Genomic DNA, 17,488 nt, shown 5'->3' on the forward strand with positions numbered 1-17,488 from the left:
ATTCAAAGACGCACCTGTCCTTCGTATACGCGCACTGCCGGGCCGGTCATCTTCACCGGTTGGCCAGGGCCTGCCCATTCGATGGACAGGCGCCCGCCCGGCAGGTCGATCAATAGCGGCGAATCCATCCACCCCTGGCTGATCGCGGCCACTGCGGCGGCGCAGGCGCCGGTACCGCAGGCCTGGGTTTCCCCGGCGCCACGTTCCCAGACCCGCAACTGCGCGCGCTGACGGTCGATGACCTGGATGAAGCCGACATTGACCCGGGCCGGGAAGCGCGGGTGATGTTCGATCTTCGGTCCCAGCTCATGCACCGGCGCGCTGTTGATGTCGTTGACCCGCAGCACCGCATGAGGGTTGCCCATGGACACCGCGGCCAATTCGACGGTCTGGCCATCGACTTCGACCTGGTAACTCAGGGCCTGGGCCGGCGCCACGAATGGAATCTGCTCGGGTACCAGGCGCGGCGCGCCCATGTCGACGCTGATCTGACCGTCGTTGCGCACATCCAGTTCGATGATGCCGCTTTTGGTCTCGACGCGGATCTGGCGTTTGGTGGTCAGGCGCTTGTCCAGCACGAAACGGGCGAAACAGCGCGCACCGTTGCCGCATTGCTCCACTTCGGAGCCGTCGGAATTGAAGATCCGGTAGCGGAAATCCACATCCGGATTACTCGGCGCCTCGACGATCAGCAACTGGTCGAAACCGACTCCGGTGTTGCGATCGCCCCATTGCTTGGCATGTTTGGGCAGGATGTGCGCGTGCTGGCTGACCAGGTCGAGGACCATGAAGTCATTGCCCAGGCCGTGCATCTTGGTAAAACGCAGCAGCATGGTTTTACTCCGGCAGCAGGCTTTCGCCAGCAAACAACTCGGCTACCGTCTCGCGGCGACGCACTTCAACAGCCTGTTCACCATCGACCAGCACTTCAGCAGCGCGACCGCGGGTGTTGTAGTTGGAGCTCATGACGAAACCGTAGGCACCGGCCGAATGCACGGCCAGCAGGTCGCCCTCTTCCAGGGCCAGCTGACGTTCCTTGGCCAGGAAGTCGCCGGTTTCGCAGATCGGGCCGACGATGTCGTAGGTACGTGCCTGGCCATCGCGCGGGCGTACGGCGCTGACGTCCATCCAGGCCTGGTACAGGGCCGGACGGATCAGGTCGTTCATCGCCGCGTCGACGATGGCGAAGTCCTTGTGTTCGGTGTGCTTGAGGTACTCGACCCGGGTCAGCAGTACCCCGGCGTTGGCGACGATGAAACGGCCGGGTTCGAAGAGCAGTTCCAGGTCGCGGCCATCGAGGCGTTCGCGCACGGCCTTGACGTAGTCGGCGGCCAGCGGTGGCTCTTCATCGCGATAACGCACGCCCAGGCCGCCACCGAGGTCGATGTGGCGCAGGTAGATGCCGCACTCGCCCAAGCGGTCGACCAGGTCCAGCAGACGGTCGAGGGCATCGATGAAGGGCGCCAGGGTGGTCAGTTGCGAGCCGATATGGCAATCGACGCCGACCACTTCCAGGTTCGGCAGCTGTGCCGCGCGGATGTACACGTCTTCGGCATCGGCGATGGCGATACCGAACTTGTTTTCCTTCAGGCCGGTGGAAATGTACGGGTGGGTGCCAGCATCGACATCCGGGTTGACCCGCAGCGAAACCGGCGCGCGAACCTTGAGTTCGGCGGCAACCTGTTGCAGGCGTTCCAGCTCGTCGCTGGACTCGACGTTGAAGCAGTGCACGCCGACTTCCAGGGCGCGACGCATGTCGTCACGGGTCTTGCCGACACCGGAGAAGACAATCTTGTCGGCCGCGCCGCCAGCGGCCAGGACGCGTTCCAGCTCGCCCCGGGAGACGATGTCGAAACCGGCGCCCAGACGCGCCAGGACATTCAGTACACCCAGGTTGGAGTTGGCCTTTACCGCGAAGCAGACCAGGTGCGGCATGCCGGCGAGGGCATCGGCGTACGCGCGGTACTGCGCTTCGATATGCGCTCGGGAATAGACGTAGGTCGGCGTGCCAAAGCGCTCGGCAATGGCGGACAACGCTACACCTTCCGCGAACAGCTGCCCGTCGCGGTAGTTAAAAGCGTCCATGGGGTTCCCTTAGTTGGTGTCGTGCTTGTGCGACTGCGAGTGACCTTGGTCTTCAGGGGATTTGCTGTCATCGGGAAGATACAGCGGGCCTTTTTGACCGCAGGCAGTGACAAGGCAGGCAACCGCGACGAGCGCAGCAAGGGAAGAGATCAGGCGCTTCATGGCGAAATCCTTGAGAATGCGTTAATTGCGCCCGAGTATACCGGCCACCCGACGGCTTGCCTATGCGCTGGAACACCCGTCCGGCGGGCCTTTGCCCCGGGCACGGGCGCTGGGCGCGGCGGTTGCGGGGATATTTTCTCTGCCGCCCGCGCCCTTGATCGGTATCCTTTGCATTCGCCCGGATGCGCCCGTATCTTGCGGCGCTTGAGCGTGAGTAGACACTTTTCGAGGTTCCCGCAATGAGTTTGACTGAAGCCCGTTTCCACGACCTGGTCGATGCCACCCAGCAGACGCTGGAGGACATTTTCGAGGAGAGTGACCTGGATATCGATCTGGAGAGCTCCGCCGGTGTGCTCACCGTCAAGTTCGAAAACGGCAGCCAGGTGATCTTCAGCCGCCAGGAGCCGCTGCGTCAGCTGTGGCTGGCCGCGCGCTCCGGTGGTTTCCACTTCGACTACGACGAAGAAAGCGAGCGCTGGATGTGCGACAAGAGCGAAGAGCAGCTGGGCGAAATGCTCGAGCGCATCGTCCTCGAGCAGGCCGATATCAAGCTTGAGTTCGAAGGGCTCTGAGACTGTGACGCCAACCGCCCCGGCGCGCCCGCCCAAGCCGCTGTACAGCAATGTCAGCCCGGCCGTGGCCTCGCCCTGCATCAGCCTGTGCCGGCTGGATGAGGAAAAAGTCTGCAAGGGCTGTTTCCGGCATGTGGAAGACATTCGCGAATGGCGCTCGGCGGACGATGAGCGACGGCGAGTCATCTGTCGTCAGGCGCTGGAGCGCAAGCGGGCTGCGGCGCCCGGTATGGGCTAGCCCGGGCACAAAAGCCCGGCGGCTTGTTTATTTGTGCTGCTGTGGTAGTGTCCGGTTACGCCTCGCCACATCGAGGCCAGTGAAAACCCCGTCTTATCTGGACGGGGTTTTGCTTTTTTGTGCCGAAAAAAGGAGTCTGCCTGGATCATGAGCACCGCACCTTCCATCATTCTCACCCGCCTCGACGTGCAGCGTCTGGAGCGCCTGATCGACAGCCTGGACGACACGCTGCCTGGCGTCATTGCGTTGCAGACCGAGCTGGATCGCGCCGAAACCCTGGTGGGCCACGATGAAGTCCCGCCTGGTGTCGTGACCATGAATTCGCGTGTGCATTGCCGCGAAGAGGGCAGCGGCAAGGACTATCACCTGACCCTGGTGTATCCGCAGGACGCCAACGCCGACGAGGGCCGGATCTCTATCCTGGCGCCGGTGGGCAGCGCCTTGCTCGGTTTGCAGGTCGGGCAGTACATCGACTGGCCGGCGCCCGGCGGCAAGACCCTGAAGCTGACCCTGCTGGAAGTGGAATACCAACCCGAAGCGGCTGGCGACTTTCACCTCTGAAGGGCGCCGCTGACCGGCTAGACCTGCTCGAGCGCGTCGTTCAAGGCGCGCTCCAGGTCGGCCTTGTAGCGCAGGTAGAGATTGCTTGAGCCGTGGTGCTCACCGAGCAGGCCGGACAGGTCCAGGTCGGTGATATAGCAGCGATAGCGCTCGGTTTCGCGACGCTGGCCGACAATCTCCTGGGCGACCGCGGCGAACAGCTGGTCGCCATGCTCCAGCTCGGAAAACTCCCGTTGATTGCAATACAGAGTGACCTGCACCTGCCCCGGTGCGGCTTTGCCGATGATGCCCTGCACGTCATAAAAGGCTTTGTTCGCTGGTGTCTGGGGTGCCGGGCGTGGCTCGATTCGACGGGCCCTTGTGCTGCCTGAGGGCAATATCTGGTAATACAAAATATCCAGCGGCACCAGAGCCTGGGAGGCCTCCATCGGCAGTTGGGCATCGCGCCGGTAGAGAATCGACTGCAGGAAGCGTTGCAGGGGGACCAGCAGGCTCTGTTCGTCGTGGTAGGGCAGGCGTTGCTGCCAGAGCGCATCGAATTCATCCAGCACGTATAGCTCGGCCTGAGCCTCGACGACACGGTAGAACACCTGGATGCAATCAGGCTGGCCCATCGGCAGGATCAGCGCCAGGTCGTGTTCTTCCAGGGCCATCGGGTCCAGGTGCAGCGGGCTGTAGCTCGACTGCTCTTCGCCGAGGTAGTTGATCAGCGCCGGCAGGCTTGCCAGCGCCACATGATTGACCTGGCCCGGCACCAACTCCAGCACGTGGTAATGCTGCTGGACCTGGATCAGGTAGCGGTGGTTGAGCTGGCTGAGCAACAGGTTCTGCGCCGTGTCGAACAGCTCTTCGACCCGTTGGGCGATGAACTGCGCGCGGTTGTGGCAGAAGCAGCGCACTCGCAGCTTCGGTTGCTCAGGGCCGCGCGGCAGGTTGTTGAGGTAGTCGCGCAGGCAGTCGAGCAGGGCATGGGCGCCGTCGTAACGGCCGACTAATACCTCGTTCCAGCTGTTGAGCGTCACCTGGTCGAGGGTCAGCACCAGGTTCTCCCGCACCCCGGCGTAGCTCAAAGAGTCGGTGCGCTCGGTGGTCATCAGGATGTTCAGGTCGCGGTGATGCTTGAGCGGGTCGCGGCCGACATTCACCAGGATCAGCACTTCGCTGGGCACGCTGCTGTGCAGCAGGCGCTCTTCGCTGACGGTGCCCAGGGGCAGGGCGATGGTCTGTTGCAGGCTGCCCAGCAGATTGAACAGTTCGAACTCGCTCAAGTCGCTGCTGCCCGGGTGCAGCGCCAGGCGCGTGCTGCTGTCGATCACGCCGTTGCGATGGCACCAGGTCAGTAGCTCCAGCAGTTCGCGGCTGCGCTTGATCGGCGCGAAGTGTTCCCACTCCAGGGCATTCAGGCTGCCGTTGTACAGGCCCCAGTGGGTTTGCCCCGGTTCTTTCTTGTTGGGCGACTGCACCAGCGTCAGGGTGTCTTCGGCCAGGTCCGGGGCGATGCCGGGGTTGATGAATTCGATCTTGCCGGCCTTGCGTTCAAAGGCCGCGTACAGGCGGCGGCCGAGGATATTCAGGTCGCGCTTGTTGACCAGGCCGAGGGTCTGCTCGCTACGGGCGAACTGGGTCAGGAAGCGGTAGCTGTAGTTCAGTTCGTTGACCAGGGCCCGGCGTTCGGCGCTGACCTGGCGGACTTTCCACTGGCTGCGGCTGTCGAGCATTGCCAGCTGGCGTTGATCCCAGCCCCATTCGTGGGCCAGCCGTTCGAGCAGCGAGCGCTGCCAGCTCGGGTTGCGCGCGCCGTTGTTGCCGGTGAGCTTGCGGTTGACCTTCAGATACAGGCTGCGCCGTACCAGCTCCAGGCGCTCCGGTTCGCCACGGGCCTTGAGGTATTCCTCGATGCGCCGGTAGACCACGATGTACGGGTCCAGCTCGTCGAGGTCCAGGCGATTGGCGAACACCGCCTGCTTGAAGCGCAGGCTCAGGCATTCCACCCGCGGGTGTTCGCTGGCGTAGACCTCGGTCAGCAGCAGCTTGAGCACCGACTTGTACGGCGACTCGATGCCCTTGAACAACTGCCAGAGCCCGGCGCCGATGAATTCGCCCGGCGGAATATGGGCCAGATGGCCAAGGTCGAGGTTTTCGTCGGCAGGGATGAAACGCTTGGACAGCAGTGTATGGGTGTACTGCTGGTAGCGGGCTTCTTCGTACACCGGCACCAGCCACCACAGTGGCGTACGCCCGGCCAGCCAGATGGCCGTGCGATAGAACTCGTCCAGCAGCAGATAGTGCTGAGTGGTGCCGCAATCGTCCGAGCTCAGCTGGGTGTCGCGATCGCCACGGACGAAGCGGCTGGGGTCGATCAGGAAGAAGTGCGCCTCGGCGCCCTGGCTGGCAGCCCAGGTTTCCAGCAGCAGGCATTTCTTGCGCAGTTCGGCGAGTTCGTTTTCGCCGAGGTCGGGCGCATGGCAGACCCACACATCCATATCGCTCTGGTCAGCCTGGGCCAGGGTGCCCAGGCTGCCCATCAGGAACAGGCCATGGATAGGTCGCGGTGCATTGCCGGGCCGGACCTTGTAGGAAAACGAGCGAGTCAGGCGCTGGGCTTCGTTGAGCGTTGAGGTGTCGGGTTCGTAGTTCGACAGCCCGGCGGGTGTGCCGCCCGACACATAACCCGGCAATAACGGGTGGTTGACGTGAAAGAACAGCGGCAACAGGTTGAGCACCAGTTGCTGGCGCGGCGATAACCCCTCCATGGCCCGATCCAGACGCCCTTCGTTGAGCTTCAGAAAGCGCGCACGCAGCTGGCTGAGAACCTTGCGATCGATTCCCTCGTCCAGATCTGGGCGGATTTCATGGGTGCGGGTCATTCAAACAGGCTCGCGAAGCTTGAACGTGGGAGGTCTTATAGGTGGAGGAGTTTACAGCCAGTCGAGGGCGAGCTTTAAGCTGAATTTTATTTTTGACGTCAGATTTCCAGCGGGCAACTGGAGCTTGCCCGCGGAATCCGACAGGCGGGGATTCCGAGGGCCGTAGGGGAAAGCGTTCAGGCGGCTTCTTTGACCGTCAGAATGGTCAGCAGGCCTTGGGCATGCTCGGCGGCATCGCGGCCCAGGCTGGTCAGGTAACCACCATCGGGCTGGGTAATGAGCTCTTTTTCGAACAGGCGTCGTGCGGCGGCGATAGCTTGGGGGGCAGCGGTCTGATGGATTTTCAGGCCTTCCTGGGAACTGTCCAGGTTGAAGAGTGCAAGGATTTCCAGTTCGGCAACCAACTCAGGGGTATACGACATAAGGACTCCAGACTTTCTAGGAATTAGACGACAGCGTCCTTAAGGTGACCGCAGTTGGGCAGCCTGTCCAGTGTCCGCTGCGGACTTTTACGCCTCTGGGCGGCGGTATTTGGCCGCAGGGCGCGTACCAGTGTAGTCAAGGCTCGCCATCGCGCCGGCCAGGGGCGGACGCGAGGCGTGGCGGGCTTATTTCTTCTCGGGCGGCAGCTCGGGCAGGGCGCGCAGCGCGGCTTCGTACCATTGGGTGTCGAACGCGCGGTCTTCTTCGAGGATCGCGTCGATTTCCACTGCCAGGACGTGAGCCATGAGGTTGAGGATTTCGTCACGCTCATAGCCGACCAGGGTCAGCTTGTTGAAGGTGGCCTTGGCCGCGGGCGGGTTGTCGCTTTCGATCTGGTTTTCGATCGCTTCGATCAGGGTGTTTTCGGTGAACGCTTCTTCGTCGCTGTCGTCGTTGCTGGTACCGGGGGTTGGCTCGCTCATGGCAGGCTCCTCAAGGAAAGGTCGCCAGTTTACCCGTATTCAGGAGCCTGATGCTGCTGGCCAGTCGGCTGTCGAGGTTCTATAAGAGTGGCTGCCAACCCCGCACCCGGCCTGGAGGCTATGTGATGCTCAAGCTTTATGGATTCGCCGTCAGCAATTACTACAACATGGTGAAACTGGCATTGCTGGAAAAAGATCTGCCTTTCGAAGAAGTGCCGTTCTACGCCGGGCAAAGCCCTGAGGCGTTGGCCATCAGCCCGCGCGGTAAGGTGCCGGTGCTAAGGGTGGAGCAGGGCTTTATCAATGAAACCAGCGTGATCCTCGAATACCTTGAAAGCCAGCCTGGGCCGGCGCTGCTGCCCAGTGACCCGTTCGCGCGTGCCCAGGTGCTGGCGCTGGCCAAGGAGATCGAGCTTTACATCGAGTTGCCGGCGCGGGCCTGTTATGGCGAGGCGTTCTTCGGGATGGCGGTCCCCGAGGCTATCAAGGAGAAGTCCCGCAACGAGCTGGTGCAGGGGTTCGCCTCGCTGGCCAGGCACGGCAAGTTCGCCCCTTATGTTGCGGGCAGCAGCCTGAGCGTGGCGGACCTGTATTTCCTGTACAGCGTGAGCCTGGCCTGCGCGGTAGGGCAGAAGCTGTTCGGTGTGGATTATCTGGCCGAGATACCGGCAGCCAAGGCCTTGATGGCACGCCTGGAGCAGATGCCCAATGTGCAGCGGGTCGCGGCGGACAAGGACGCGGCGATGCCGCAGTTCCTGGCGATGATCGCCAGCAAGAAGTAGGAAGGTTTCAGGTCGCTGACTGCGGGCAAGCCATGCTCTTAGCAGGAGCGTGGCTTGCCCGCGCTAGCTTTTAGCGGCTGCTCAGCAACGCCTGGCCGCGAACCGCCGCCGCCTTGACTTGAGCCGGGGCCGTGCCGCCGATGTGGTCACGGGCGTTGACCGAGCCTTCCAGGGTCAGCACGGCAAACACGTCCTGGTCGATCTGGTCGCTGAACTTGCGCAGCTCCTCCAGGCTCATTTCCGCCAGGTCCTTGCCGGTCTCCACGCCATACTTCACGGCGTGGCCGACGATCTCGTGGCAATCGCGGAATGGCAGGCCACGGCGCACCAGGTAGTCCGCCAGGTCGGTGGCGGTGGAGAAACCGCGCAGTGCCGCTTCGCGCATCATCGCGTGCTTGGGCTTGATCGCCGGGATCATGTCGGCGAAGGCCCGCAGCGAGTCGCGCAGGGTGTCGGCGGCGTCGAACAGCGGTTCCTTGTCTTCCTGGTTGTCCTTGTTGTAGGCCAGGGGCTGGCCCTTCATCAGGGTCAGCAGGCCCATCAGGGCGCCGAACACGCGGCCGCTCTTGCCACGAACCAGCTCCGGAACGTCCGGGTTTTTCTTTTGCGGCATGATCGAGCTGCCGGTGCAGAAACGGTCGGGCAGATCGATGAACTGGAACTGCGCGCTGGTCCACAGCACCAGCTCTTCGGAGAAGCGCGACAGGTGCATCATGGCCACGCTGGCGGCGGCGCAGAACTCAATGGCGAAATCGCGATCAGACACATTGTCCAGCGAGTTGCCGCCGACGGCGTCGAATCCCAGCAGCTGGCAGGTCAGCTCGCGGTCGATCGGATAGGTGGTGCCGGCCAGCGCGGCGCTACCCAGAGGCATGCGGTTGGTGCGCTTGCGGCAATCGACCAGGCGCTCGTAGTCGCGGCTGAGCATCTCGAACCAGGCCAGCATGTGATGACCGAAGGTCACAGGCTGCGCGGTTTGCAGGTGAGTGAAGCCCGGCATGATGGTGCCGGCTTCGCGCTCGGCCTGTTCCAGCAGGCCTTTTTGCAAGCGGGTGATTTCCGCCAGGATCAGATCGATTTCGTCGCGCAGCCATAGACGGATATCGGTGGCCACCTGGTCGTTGCGGCTGCGGCCGGTGTGCAGCTTCTTGCCTGTGACGCCGATGCGGTCGGTCAGGCGTGCTTCGATGTTCATGTGCACGTCTTCCAAGTCGACGCGCCAGTCGAAGGTGCCGGCCTCGATTTCGCCCTGGATGGTTTTCAGGCCGTCGATGATGCTGTCGCGTTCGGCATCGGTCAGTACGCCGACCTTGGCCAGCATGGTGGCGTGGGCGATCGAGCCCATGATGTCGTGACGATAGAGGCGCTGGTCGAAGGTGACGGAGGCGGTGAAGCGGGCGACGAAGGCGTCGACGGGCTCACTGAAGCGGCCGCCCCAGGACTGATTGGTCTTGTCAGTGCTCATGAATTCGCTCGTGATCGGCTGGAAGGGAAATGAGGTGAAAAGTTGCCGCGGATAATAACAGGGTTGCCAATCCTGTAGCTGGCACCGGTCGGCAGGTTTTTATTTCTGCCATGGGGGCCGTGGGCGCTTGTCGCCGACCTCGGGCGCGCAGAGACTAGGCGAGCGAAGGTGGGGTGCGAGGAGTGATGTAACGATATTTATCGATAGAGCAATATCGTCTTGGCAACCGTCTACAGTTGGACTGAAGGAACAGCGCAATCCCGGATGTTTCATCGAGTCTGGTCGCTGATCACACAACCGTTGTCGCATGCGCTCCGGTCCCGCCGCCATCTCGCGATTCGCGAGGGAGGCGGTCGGGGTGGAAGCCGACTATAAGAGAGGGGGTGTTTGTGTCCTGTATCAGCAGTCCCCATGACCATGTCGTGCAGTGGCGGGCCTTGAACGGTATCGAGCAGGCCCGGGTAAATAATGGTGCCCGTCGTGGGGCACTTTTTGGCCCTCGCACTAGTCTTAGCGTGGATCGCCGTGACGGACGTCACTTCACCTGTCTACGCTATCCTTGTGCGAGACTCACGCAGGAATCCAGCGCAATATGAATGTCCTGATCGTTGATGACGAACCCCTAGCCCGCGAGCGACTGAGCCGCATGGTCAGTGAGCTTGAGGGATACAGTGTCCTGGAGCCCAGCGCCACCAATGGCGAAGAGGCATTGGCCCTGATCGACAGCCTGAAGCCGGATATCGTGCTTCTCGACATCCGCATGCCGGGTCTCGATGGCCTGCAGGTTGCCGCCCGTTTGTGTGAGCGCGAAGCGCCGCCAGCCGTGGTGTTTTGTGCCGCCCCTGATGAATTCGCCCTCGAGGCTTTTGATGTCAGCGAGGTAGGTCACCTGCTCAAACCGGTGCGTTCCGAGCATCTGCTCGAGGCGCTGAAAAAGGCCGACCGCCCCAACCGGGTCCAGCTGGCGGCCCTGACCCGGCCCGCCGCGGAAAGCGGCAGCGGCCCTCGCAGCCATATCAGTGCGCGGACCCGCAAAGGCATCGAGCTGATCCCGCTGGATCAGGTCGTCTATTTCATTGCCGACCACAAATACGTGACCTTGCGCCATGAAAGCGGCGAAGTCCTGCTGGACGAACCCCTGAAGGCGCTGGAGGACGAGTTTGGCGAGCGCTTCGTGCGCATCCATCGCAACGCCCTGGTGGCCCGTGAACGCATCGAACGTCTGCAGCGTACGCCGCTGGGGCATTTCCAGCTGTTCCTCAAAGGTCTCAATGGTGATGCGTTGATCGTCAGCCGACGGCATGTGGCCGGCGTGCGCAAGATGATGCAGCAGCTCTAGATCCGGGCGGCCGGGCGGGTCATGCGCCCCGCCCGCAATGTTCCTGCAGCCAGGGAGGGGCTGTAGTTCCTGATACAAGTCAAAGCTGATTTGGCTGAGCTGTTATCATCTGCCGTATTTTCATCAGTACGGATTGATTCATGTCCTCTCGCGAAATCCGCATCGCTACCCGCAAAAGTGCCTTGGCCTTGTGGCAAGCCGAATACGTCAAAGCTCGTCTGGAAGCCGCTCACCCGGGGTTGATCGTGACGCTGGTGCCCATGGTCAGTCGCGGCGACAAGCTGCTCGACTCGCCGTTGTCGAAAATCGGCGGCAAGGGACTGTTCGTCAAGGAGCTGGAAACCGCGCTGCTGGAAAACGAAGCGGATATCGCCGTGCATTCGATGAAAGACGTGCCCATGGACTTCCCTGAAGGCCTGGGCCTGTTCTGCATCTGCGAGCGTGAAGACCCGCGCGATGCCTTTGTCTCCAATACCTATTCCAGTCTCGACGACCTGCCCGTGGGCAGCGTGGTGGGCACCTCCAGCCTGCGTCGCCAGGCGCAGTTGCTGGCTCGTCGTCCGGACCTGCAGATCCGCTTCCTGCGCGGCAACGTCAATACTCGCCTGACCAAGCTCGACGCCGGTGAGTACGACGCCATCATCCTGGCCGCTGCGGGCTTGATCCGTCTTGGCTTCGAAGATCGCATCAGCTCTTCGATCAGCGTCGACGACAGCCTTCCGGCTGGCGGCCAGGGCGCGGTGGGCATCGAATGCCGCACGGCCGACAGCGAGATCCATAAGCTGCTGGCGCCACTGCATCATGTCGATACCGCGGATCGAGTCACCGCCGAGCGGGCCCTCAACAAGCATCTGAATGGCGGCTGCCAGGTACCGATCGCCTGCTATGCGGTACTCGAAGGCGATCAGCTGTGGCTGCGTGGCCTGGTCGGCGAACCGAGCGGCGGTGTGCTGCTCAGCGCCGAGGCCCGTGCTCCACGTAGCGCTGCGGCGGCGCTCGGCGTGCAGGTCGCGGAGGATCTGCTGGCCCAGGGCGCCGACGATATTCTGCGCGCGGTCTATGGCGAGGCTGGCGAAGAGTGAGCGACTGGCGTGTGCTGCTGACCCGGCCCACGGACGAGTCGGCGCTGCTGGCTGAGGTTCTGGGCGAAGCGGGGGTGTTCAGCAGCAGCCTGCCATTGCTGGAAATCCAAGCCCTGCCTTTTGGCGATACCCAACGCGCCAGGATGCTTGAGTTGCACCGGTACTGCGCGGTGATCGTGGTCAGCAAGCCGGCCGCGCGAATGGCCGTGCAACTGCTCGAGCAGTTCTGGCCGCAGCCGCCGAGCCAGCGCTGGTTCAGTGTGGGCGCCGGCACGGCGCAGATTCTGGCCGATCACGGCCTGGATGTTTTTTTTCCCGAGCAAGGCGATGACAGCGAAGCCTTGCTTGAACTTCCCCAGTTGCGCGAGGCTATTGCACGGCCCGACCCGCGGGCGCTGATCGTGCGCGGGGAGGGTGGCCGAGAGCTGCTGGCTGAGCGTTTGCGCGGCCAAGGTGCTAGTGTCGATTATCTGGAGCTGTACCGCCGCGACCTGCCGCGCTATGCCGACGGGGTCCTGATACAACGCATCCGAGCTGAACGCTTGAATGGGCTGGTGGTCAGCAGTGGGCAGGGTTTCGAGCACTTGCAGCAGTTGGCCGGCGAGGCCTGGCCACAGGTGGCGCGGCTGCCGTTGTTTGTACCGAGCCCCCGAGTTGCCGAGATGGCGCGTGCCGCCGGGGCCGAGAAAGTTGTGGATTGTCGTGGCGCCAGCGCCGCGGCCTTGCTAACGGCGCTACGGGAGCAACCCGTGCCCGTTCTCTAAACGCAAAGGATGGATACGTGAGCGAAACAGCCTTGCCTAAAGATGATGTCCAGCCGGTAATCGATGCACCGGCTGAACCCGCAACCCCTGCTCCGCAGCGCCGTGGCAACGGGTTGGCGATCCTCGCCCTGCTGCTGGGGGCGGCCGGCGTCGCTGCCGGCGGCTGGGGTGTCTGGCAGGTGCGCAGCCTGCAGGCCAACAATCAACAGCAGCTGGGGCAGTTGCAGGCCCTGGGTGACGAGGCGCAGAGCCTGAAGCTCAACGAGCAGCGCCTGACGGCGCGTCTGGAGCAGTTGCCGGCGGCCGATGAGCTGGAAGAGCGCCGCCGTCTGGTCGCGCAGTTGCAGGGCGACCAGCAGCGACTCAGTCAGAAGCTGGAGAGCGTGCTGGGTGCCAGCCGTAAGGACTGGCGTCTGGCCGAGGCGGAACATCTGTTGCGTCTGGCCAGCCTGCGTCTTTCGGCCTTGCAGGACATCAGCAGCGCCCAGGCCCTGGTGCAGGGGGCCGACGAGATCCTGCGCGAGCAGAACGATCCCGGTTCTTTCGCCGCGCGCGAACAGCTGGCCAAGAGCCTCGCGGCCCTGCGCAGTACCGAACAACCGGATCGCACCGGGCTGTTCCTGCAACTGGGCGCACTGCGCGATCAGGTGACCGAGCTCACCGAGCTGGCCCCCGAGTACCGCGACCGTGGCGATTCGTTGCTGGGCCTGACCGCCGACGGCGACGGCGCCAGCCGCTGGGCGCAATGGTGGGACCAGATCTCGCGTTACATTCGTATCGACTTCAACGCGGACAAGAATGTGCGGCCGTTGCTCGCCGGGCAAAGCCTGACGCAGGTGCGCCTGGCCTTGAGCCTGGCCCTGGAGCAGGCGCAATGGGCGGCCCTGAACGGCCAGGCGCCGGTGTACACCCAGGCCCTGGCGGAAGCTCGCGACGTGTTGAAGGGCAACTTCAATCAGGACAATCCGCAGAGCAAACTCATGCTCGAGCGCGTGTCCGAACTGAGCAAACAGCCGGTCACCGTGCAGACGCCGGACTTGGCCAAGACCCTGAGCGCCGTTCAGGCCTACCTGGAGCGACGCAACCTGAGCGCTGAAGAGTCGGTGAAACCACTGGCCAAACCTGCTGCGAATGCCCCGCAGGAGACCAGCCCATGAAGCGCCTGTACGTGATTCTGTTCCTGGTGATCGCCGCCTCGGGATTGCTGGGGTTGGCGATCGCCGAGCATTCCGGGTACATCCTGATTGCCTATGACAGCTTCCGTTATGAGTCGAGCCTGTGGGCGACCCTGGCGCTGGTCGCTGTGATCTGGCTGGTGATCTGGGGTATCAAGGCACTGATCGAACTGGTGATGGCCTCCAGCGGCGTGGTCAATCCCTGGTCGCGGCGCAACCGCAGCCGTCGCGTGCAGATTGCCATCGAACAAGGCCAGATGGATCTTGCCGAAGGCCGCTGGGCCAGCGCCCAGAAGCACTTGCATCGTGCCGCAGAAGCCGAGCGCCAGCCTCTTTTGTACTACCTCGGCGCGGCGCGGGCGGCGAACGAGCTGGGAAATTACGAGCAGTGCGACAGCCTGCTGGAGCGTGCCCTCGAGCGCCAGCCCCAGGCTGAGTTGGCGGTGGCCTTGAGTCATGCCCAACTGCAGACCGATCGCGGTGATACCGAAGGCGCTCTGAGTACCCTGCAAGCCATGCGCGAGCGTCATCCGCACAGTGTCCAGGTGCTGCGGCAGTTGCAGCGTCTGCACCAGCAGCGGGGCGATTGGTCGGCGGTGATCCGCCTGCTGCCCGAGCTGCGCAAGGACAAGGTCCTGCCCGCCAACGAACTGGCCGAGCTGGAACGTCGGGCCTGGGGCGAGAACCTGACCCTCGCGGCACATCGCGAAGAGGACGGTACGGTCGGCCTGCAATCGCTCAACCGCGCTTGGCAGCAACTGACCGCGGCTCAGCGTCAGGAACCGCAGCTGGTGCTGGCCTACGCCGAGCAACTGCGGCAATTGGGCGCCGGGGCCGAGGCCGAAGAAGTGCTGCGCGTCGCTCTCAAGCGCAAGTACGACAGCCATCTGGCGCGGCTTTACGGCTTGCTGCGGGGCAGTGACCCGGCGCGGCAACTGCAGTTCGCCGAGCAGTGCCTCAAAGACCACCCGAACGACCCGAGCCTGCTGCTGACCCTGGGCCGCCTGTGCCTGCAAACCAGTCTCTGGGGCAAGGCGCGGGACTACCTGGAAAGCAGCCTGCGCCTGCAGCGCAACCCTGAAGCCTGTGCTGAGCTGGCCCGGTTGCTGGCGCAGCTGGGCGATACCGAGCGCAGCAACCAGCTGTTCCAGGAAGGTCTGGGGCTGTTGGACGAGCGCCTCCTGGCATCGCCGCTGCCGGTGCCCGCCAGGGTATAAACCCGCAAGGCTGGGCCGTCCCCGGAGGGGCGGCCCGTCCCGCGACGCCCCCCCGATCTGGCCTCTGTACCGGTTTGCCGCGCTCGATCTTGTCATGGCGCGCCTTGAAAGGGCCGAGCGCTTTCTCTACCGTGGCAGCCTGTTTCTTCCGTTGTGGATACACCATGTCGCTGGCCGGCTCACGCTTGCTGTTCTCCCTTGTGTTTTTTACCGGTGCCTTGGCCCTGTGGGCTTCGTTTCACCTGGAGTTCGGGGTTGGGCTCGAGCCTTGCCTGTTGTGGGTGGCGCAACGTTTCTTTGCGTTGCTGTTGACCTCGATCAGCCTGGTCGCGGCCCTGCAGGGGCCACAATACCCGACGAGTGCCCTGTACTGGCTGCTTGAACTGTTCTGCAGCCTGGCGGGTGTCGTTACGGCAGGGCGCCATGTGTTATTGCAGAACATTCCTTCGGATCAGTTGCTGGCGTGCTTGCCGGACATGCCGTTCATGCTCGGCAACCTGTCCTGGGGGCGTGCCTTGCAGCTGGTTTTCACCGGGACCGCGCAGTGCGCGGAGGTCACCTGGACGTTGCTGGACATGAGTGCCGCGGAGTGGAGCCTGCTGTTTTTCATCGCTGTGATGATTTTGAGCGCCTATCGTCTGGCGCGGCTTCTACCATGGGGCCGGCGCAGGGCGGCCGCGACCTGAGTCGTCGATTTGCGATGGGGCGCAAGATTAAACACTTGTATGAACTTTATCTCCTGCGTACCTTGAAGCGGCTGTCGAGCGGGCATAATCTGGCCCGCACGTGTCACCGCAATTACGTTGCTCGATGCTGTTCTGCCTGGCCGGATGCTGATGTTCAGTCCAGTGGCGGATTCAGAGCGGCATGACCCATAAGGGAAGAGAGATCGCCATGCTCGAAAGTTGTCAGAATGCTCAGGAACGCTGGGGTGGAGTGCATCTGCTGATCGATCGCTGGTTGCAGGAGCGTCACGAACTGGTTCGGGCCTATGATGCTCTCGGCGCGGAGCCTGAGACGCTGGCTGAAAATCGACAGCCGCTGCAGGAGTTCTGCGCAATCCTGGTGGACTACGTCTCCGCCGGCCACTTTGAAATCTACGAGCAGTTGACTGGCGAGGCCAAGGCCTTCAATGACCAGCGCGGGCTCGAGCTGGCCGAAACCATTTATCCACGGATCGATGTCATCACTGAAAAGCTGCTGGCGTTCAACGATCTGTGCGACGAAGGAAAATGCGTGGCGGAGAAGTTCAAGGAGCTGGGTGGTCTGCTGCATGAACGCTTCGAGCTGGAAGATTGCCTGATCGAAGTGCTGCACAACGCTCACAAGGAAGAGGCCGCCGTTCAGGCCTGACTTGCCGCGAAAGCTTTACCGAAACGGTGCGCATTGCGCACCGTTTTTCGTTTCTGCGCCCCCTAACCGGTAGCCCCCAGCAGCTCGATTTCAAACACCAGTGGCGTGTAAGGCGCGATCAGGTCGCCCGCGCCATCGGCGCCGTAAGCCTGGCCCGAAGGAATCACCAGGCGCCACTTCGCCCCTGTCGGCATCTGTTGCAAGGCGCTGCGCCATCCGGCAATCACACTGTCCAGGCGAAACCACTGCGGCTGCTGATTCTGATCGAACACTGTGCCGTCAGGCAGGCGTCCGGTGTAGCGAACCTGTACCGAACCATTGGCTCCCGGCCGTACTCCGTTGCCGGGTGCCAGCTCGGTCAGCAGGATGCCGTTCTCCAGTTCGCGTACGCCCGGCTTGGCCTTTTCGGCCGAGAGAAAACGCTGTTCGTTTTCCAGCGCCACTTCGATTCGCGGCTTGTCCGCTTGCTCGCCGACCTGTGCTTCATGCTGGGCGAGGATCTGTTCGATACGCTCGTCCTTGAGTGCCAGGGGCTTGCCTTGGTAGGCCTGTTTCAAGCCCTCCACCAATGCCTGGATCTGCAGGTCCGGCACCTCCTGGCGCAGGCGCTCACCGAGGCTGGCGCCCAGGCTGTAGGCGAGATCGTGAGCATCGTTTTTCTGCGAATCTTCGGCGGCCTGAGCCAGTGGCAACAACACACACAAGGATAAAAAAAGGTAACGCGACATGGGCGTTCTCCGGCCTGAGACAAGGTGGATTATGCCAGCGTGGATGTGGCGGCTGGTGAGTAACTTTCTTGTGCGCGAAGAACATTTTCGATCCTCTGCAACGCATGGCATTCGATACTGTCAACATGCCCTAGCGGCGGTAGCAGCAGAGGTCTAGTATGAGCCGCAACTCACGTCAGCCAGGAGGTAAACC

At 62.8% G+C, this 17,488-nt stretch carries 19 protein-coding genes and 1 pseudogene; 12 read left to right on the plus strand and 8 right to left on the minus strand.

Annotated elements, in window-relative coordinates; translation table 11 throughout:
• Positions 1–2 precede the first annotated feature (2 nt).
• The 3 genes from dapF to lptM are packed head-to-tail and all read right to left on the minus strand — an operon-like array spanning position 3 to position 2,247.
• Positions 3–833: a diaminopimelate epimerase gene (gene dapF / locus AC07VU_RS05545; protein WP_007926659.1), complete on the minus strand. Its 831-nt coding sequence runs from the start codon at positions 831–833 to the stop codon at positions 3–5.
• Positions 834–837: 4 nt separating this feature from the next.
• The gene (gene lysA / locus AC07VU_RS05550) at positions 838–2,085 is read right to left on the minus strand and encodes a diaminopimelate decarboxylase (protein WP_150053214.1); all 1,248 of its coding nucleotides are present in this window, start codon (positions 2,083–2,085) and stop codon (positions 838–840) included.
• A gap of 9 nt (positions 2,086–2,094) precedes the next feature.
• Positions 2,095–2,247: an LPS translocon maturation chaperone LptM gene (gene lptM, locus AC07VU_RS05555; protein WP_007926668.1), complete on the minus strand. Its 153-nt coding sequence runs from the start codon at positions 2,245–2,247 to the stop codon at positions 2,095–2,097.
• Between the two features lie 239 nt (positions 2,248–2,486).
• Here lptM and cyaY point away from each other — a divergent pair, with 239 nt between their 5' ends.
• The 3 genes from cyaY (at position 2,487) to rnk (ending at position 3,618) form a co-directional block, all read left to right on the plus strand.
• Entirely contained in the window at positions 2,487–2,819 is a 333-nt protein-coding gene (gene cyaY / locus AC07VU_RS05560) for an iron donor protein CyaY (protein WP_007926670.1), read from the plus strand.
• A 4-nt stretch (positions 2,820–2,823) separates the two neighbouring features.
• The gene (locus AC07VU_RS05565; protein WP_053263079.1) at positions 2,824–3,057 is read left to right on the plus strand and encodes a DUF1289 domain-containing protein; all 234 of its coding nucleotides are present in this window, start codon (positions 2,824–2,826) and stop codon (positions 3,055–3,057) included.
• Between the two features lie 147 nt (positions 3,058–3,204).
• Entirely contained in the window at positions 3,205–3,618 is a 414-nt protein-coding gene (gene rnk, locus AC07VU_RS05570; RefSeq protein ID WP_007926672.1) for a nucleoside diphosphate kinase regulator, read from the plus strand.
• 17 nt (positions 3,619–3,635) lie between these two features.
• Here rnk and AC07VU_RS05575 read toward each other — a convergent pair whose 3' ends face one another.
• From AC07VU_RS05575 to AC07VU_RS05585, 3 genes are all read right to left on the minus strand, one after another.
• On the minus strand, positions 3,636–6,485 hold the full coding sequence (locus AC07VU_RS05575) for a class I adenylate cyclase (protein WP_495029597.1): 2,850 nt from the start codon (positions 6,483–6,485) through the stop codon (positions 3,636–3,638).
• 176 nt (positions 6,486–6,661) lie between these two features.
• Positions 6,662–6,907 carry a TIGR02647 family protein gene (locus AC07VU_RS05580; RefSeq protein WP_007926676.1) on the minus strand — a complete coding sequence of 82 codons (246 nt, stop codon included), beginning with the start codon at positions 6,905–6,907 and terminating at the stop codon, positions 6,662–6,664.
• Positions 6,908–7,093: 186 nt separating this feature from the next.
• Positions 7,094–7,390, minus strand: coding sequence for a hypothetical protein (locus AC07VU_RS05585; RefSeq protein WP_123572257.1), 297 nt, complete (start codon positions 7,388–7,390; stop codon positions 7,094–7,096).
• A gap of 125 nt (positions 7,391–7,515) precedes the next feature.
• Between AC07VU_RS05585 and AC07VU_RS05590 the strand changes: the two genes are divergently transcribed.
• A complete protein-coding gene (locus AC07VU_RS05590; protein ID WP_053263076.1) occupies positions 7,516–8,172 on the plus strand; it encodes a glutathione S-transferase family protein in 657 nt (218 codons plus the stop codon).
• A 70-nt stretch (positions 8,173–8,242) separates the two neighbouring features.
• On the opposite strand, the gene argH is transcribed toward AC07VU_RS05590, so the two are convergent.
• Positions 8,243–9,637 (minus strand): argininosuccinate lyase, encoded by a 1,395-nt coding sequence (gene argH / locus AC07VU_RS05595; RefSeq protein WP_274304985.1) that lies wholly within the window; start codon positions 9,635–9,637, stop codon positions 8,243–8,245.
• A gap of 191 nt (positions 9,638–9,828) precedes the next feature.
• Here argH and AC07VU_RS05600 point away from each other — a divergent pair.
• The 8 genes and pseudogenes from AC07VU_RS05600 to AC07VU_RS05635 form a co-directional block, all read left to right on the plus strand.
• Positions 9,829–10,233 (plus strand): annotated as a pseudogene (locus AC07VU_RS05600) (sensor histidine kinase); the annotation flags it as partial.
• Entirely contained in the window at positions 10,230–10,976 is a 747-nt protein-coding gene (locus AC07VU_RS05605; protein ID WP_016703190.1) for a LytR/AlgR family response regulator transcription factor, read from the plus strand. The pseudogene AC07VU_RS05600 and the gene AC07VU_RS05605, both read left to right, overlap by 4 nt.
• A 140-nt stretch (positions 10,977–11,116) precedes the next feature.
• Positions 11,117–12,058 (plus strand): hydroxymethylbilane synthase, encoded by a 942-nt coding sequence (gene hemC / locus AC07VU_RS05610; protein WP_457275205.1) that lies wholly within the window; start codon positions 11,117–11,119, stop codon positions 12,056–12,058.
• The gene (locus AC07VU_RS05615) at positions 12,055–12,822 is read left to right on the plus strand and encodes a uroporphyrinogen-III synthase (RefSeq protein WP_457275204.1); all 768 of its coding nucleotides are present in this window, start codon (positions 12,055–12,057) and stop codon (positions 12,820–12,822) included. The genes hemC and AC07VU_RS05615 overlap by 4 nt, the downstream gene beginning before the upstream one ends.
• Positions 12,823–12,839: 17 nt before the next feature.
• Positions 12,840–13,979, plus strand: coding sequence for a uroporphyrinogen-III C-methyltransferase (locus AC07VU_RS05620; protein WP_457275203.1), 1,140 nt, complete (start codon positions 12,840–12,842; stop codon positions 13,977–13,979).
• Positions 13,976–15,214 carry a heme biosynthesis protein HemY gene (locus AC07VU_RS05625; protein WP_495029598.1) on the plus strand — a complete coding sequence of 413 codons (1,239 nt, stop codon included), beginning with the start codon at positions 13,976–13,978 and terminating at the stop codon, positions 15,212–15,214. The genes AC07VU_RS05620 and AC07VU_RS05625 overlap by 4 nt, the downstream gene beginning before the upstream one ends.
• A 164-nt stretch (positions 15,215–15,378) precedes the next feature.
• Positions 15,379–15,900 (plus strand): disulfide bond formation protein B, encoded by a 522-nt coding sequence (locus AC07VU_RS05630; RefSeq protein WP_274304983.1) that lies wholly within the window; start codon positions 15,379–15,381, stop codon positions 15,898–15,900.
• Between the two features lie 208 nt (positions 15,901–16,108).
• A complete protein-coding gene (locus AC07VU_RS05635; RefSeq protein ID WP_007926697.1) occupies positions 16,109–16,567 on the plus strand; it encodes an Rsd/AlgQ family anti-sigma factor in 459 nt (152 codons plus the stop codon).
• 62 nt (positions 16,568–16,629) lie between these two features.
• Here AC07VU_RS05635 and AC07VU_RS05640 read toward each other — a convergent pair whose 3' ends face one another.
• On the minus strand, positions 16,630–17,295 hold the full coding sequence (locus tag AC07VU_RS05640) for an FKBP-type peptidyl-prolyl cis-trans isomerase (RefSeq protein WP_495029599.1): 666 nt from the start codon (positions 17,293–17,295) through the stop codon (positions 16,630–16,632).
• Positions 17,296–17,488: the final 193 nt, after the last annotated feature.

The organism is Pseudomonas sp. GW821-FHT02B10, from assembly GCF_059421865.1.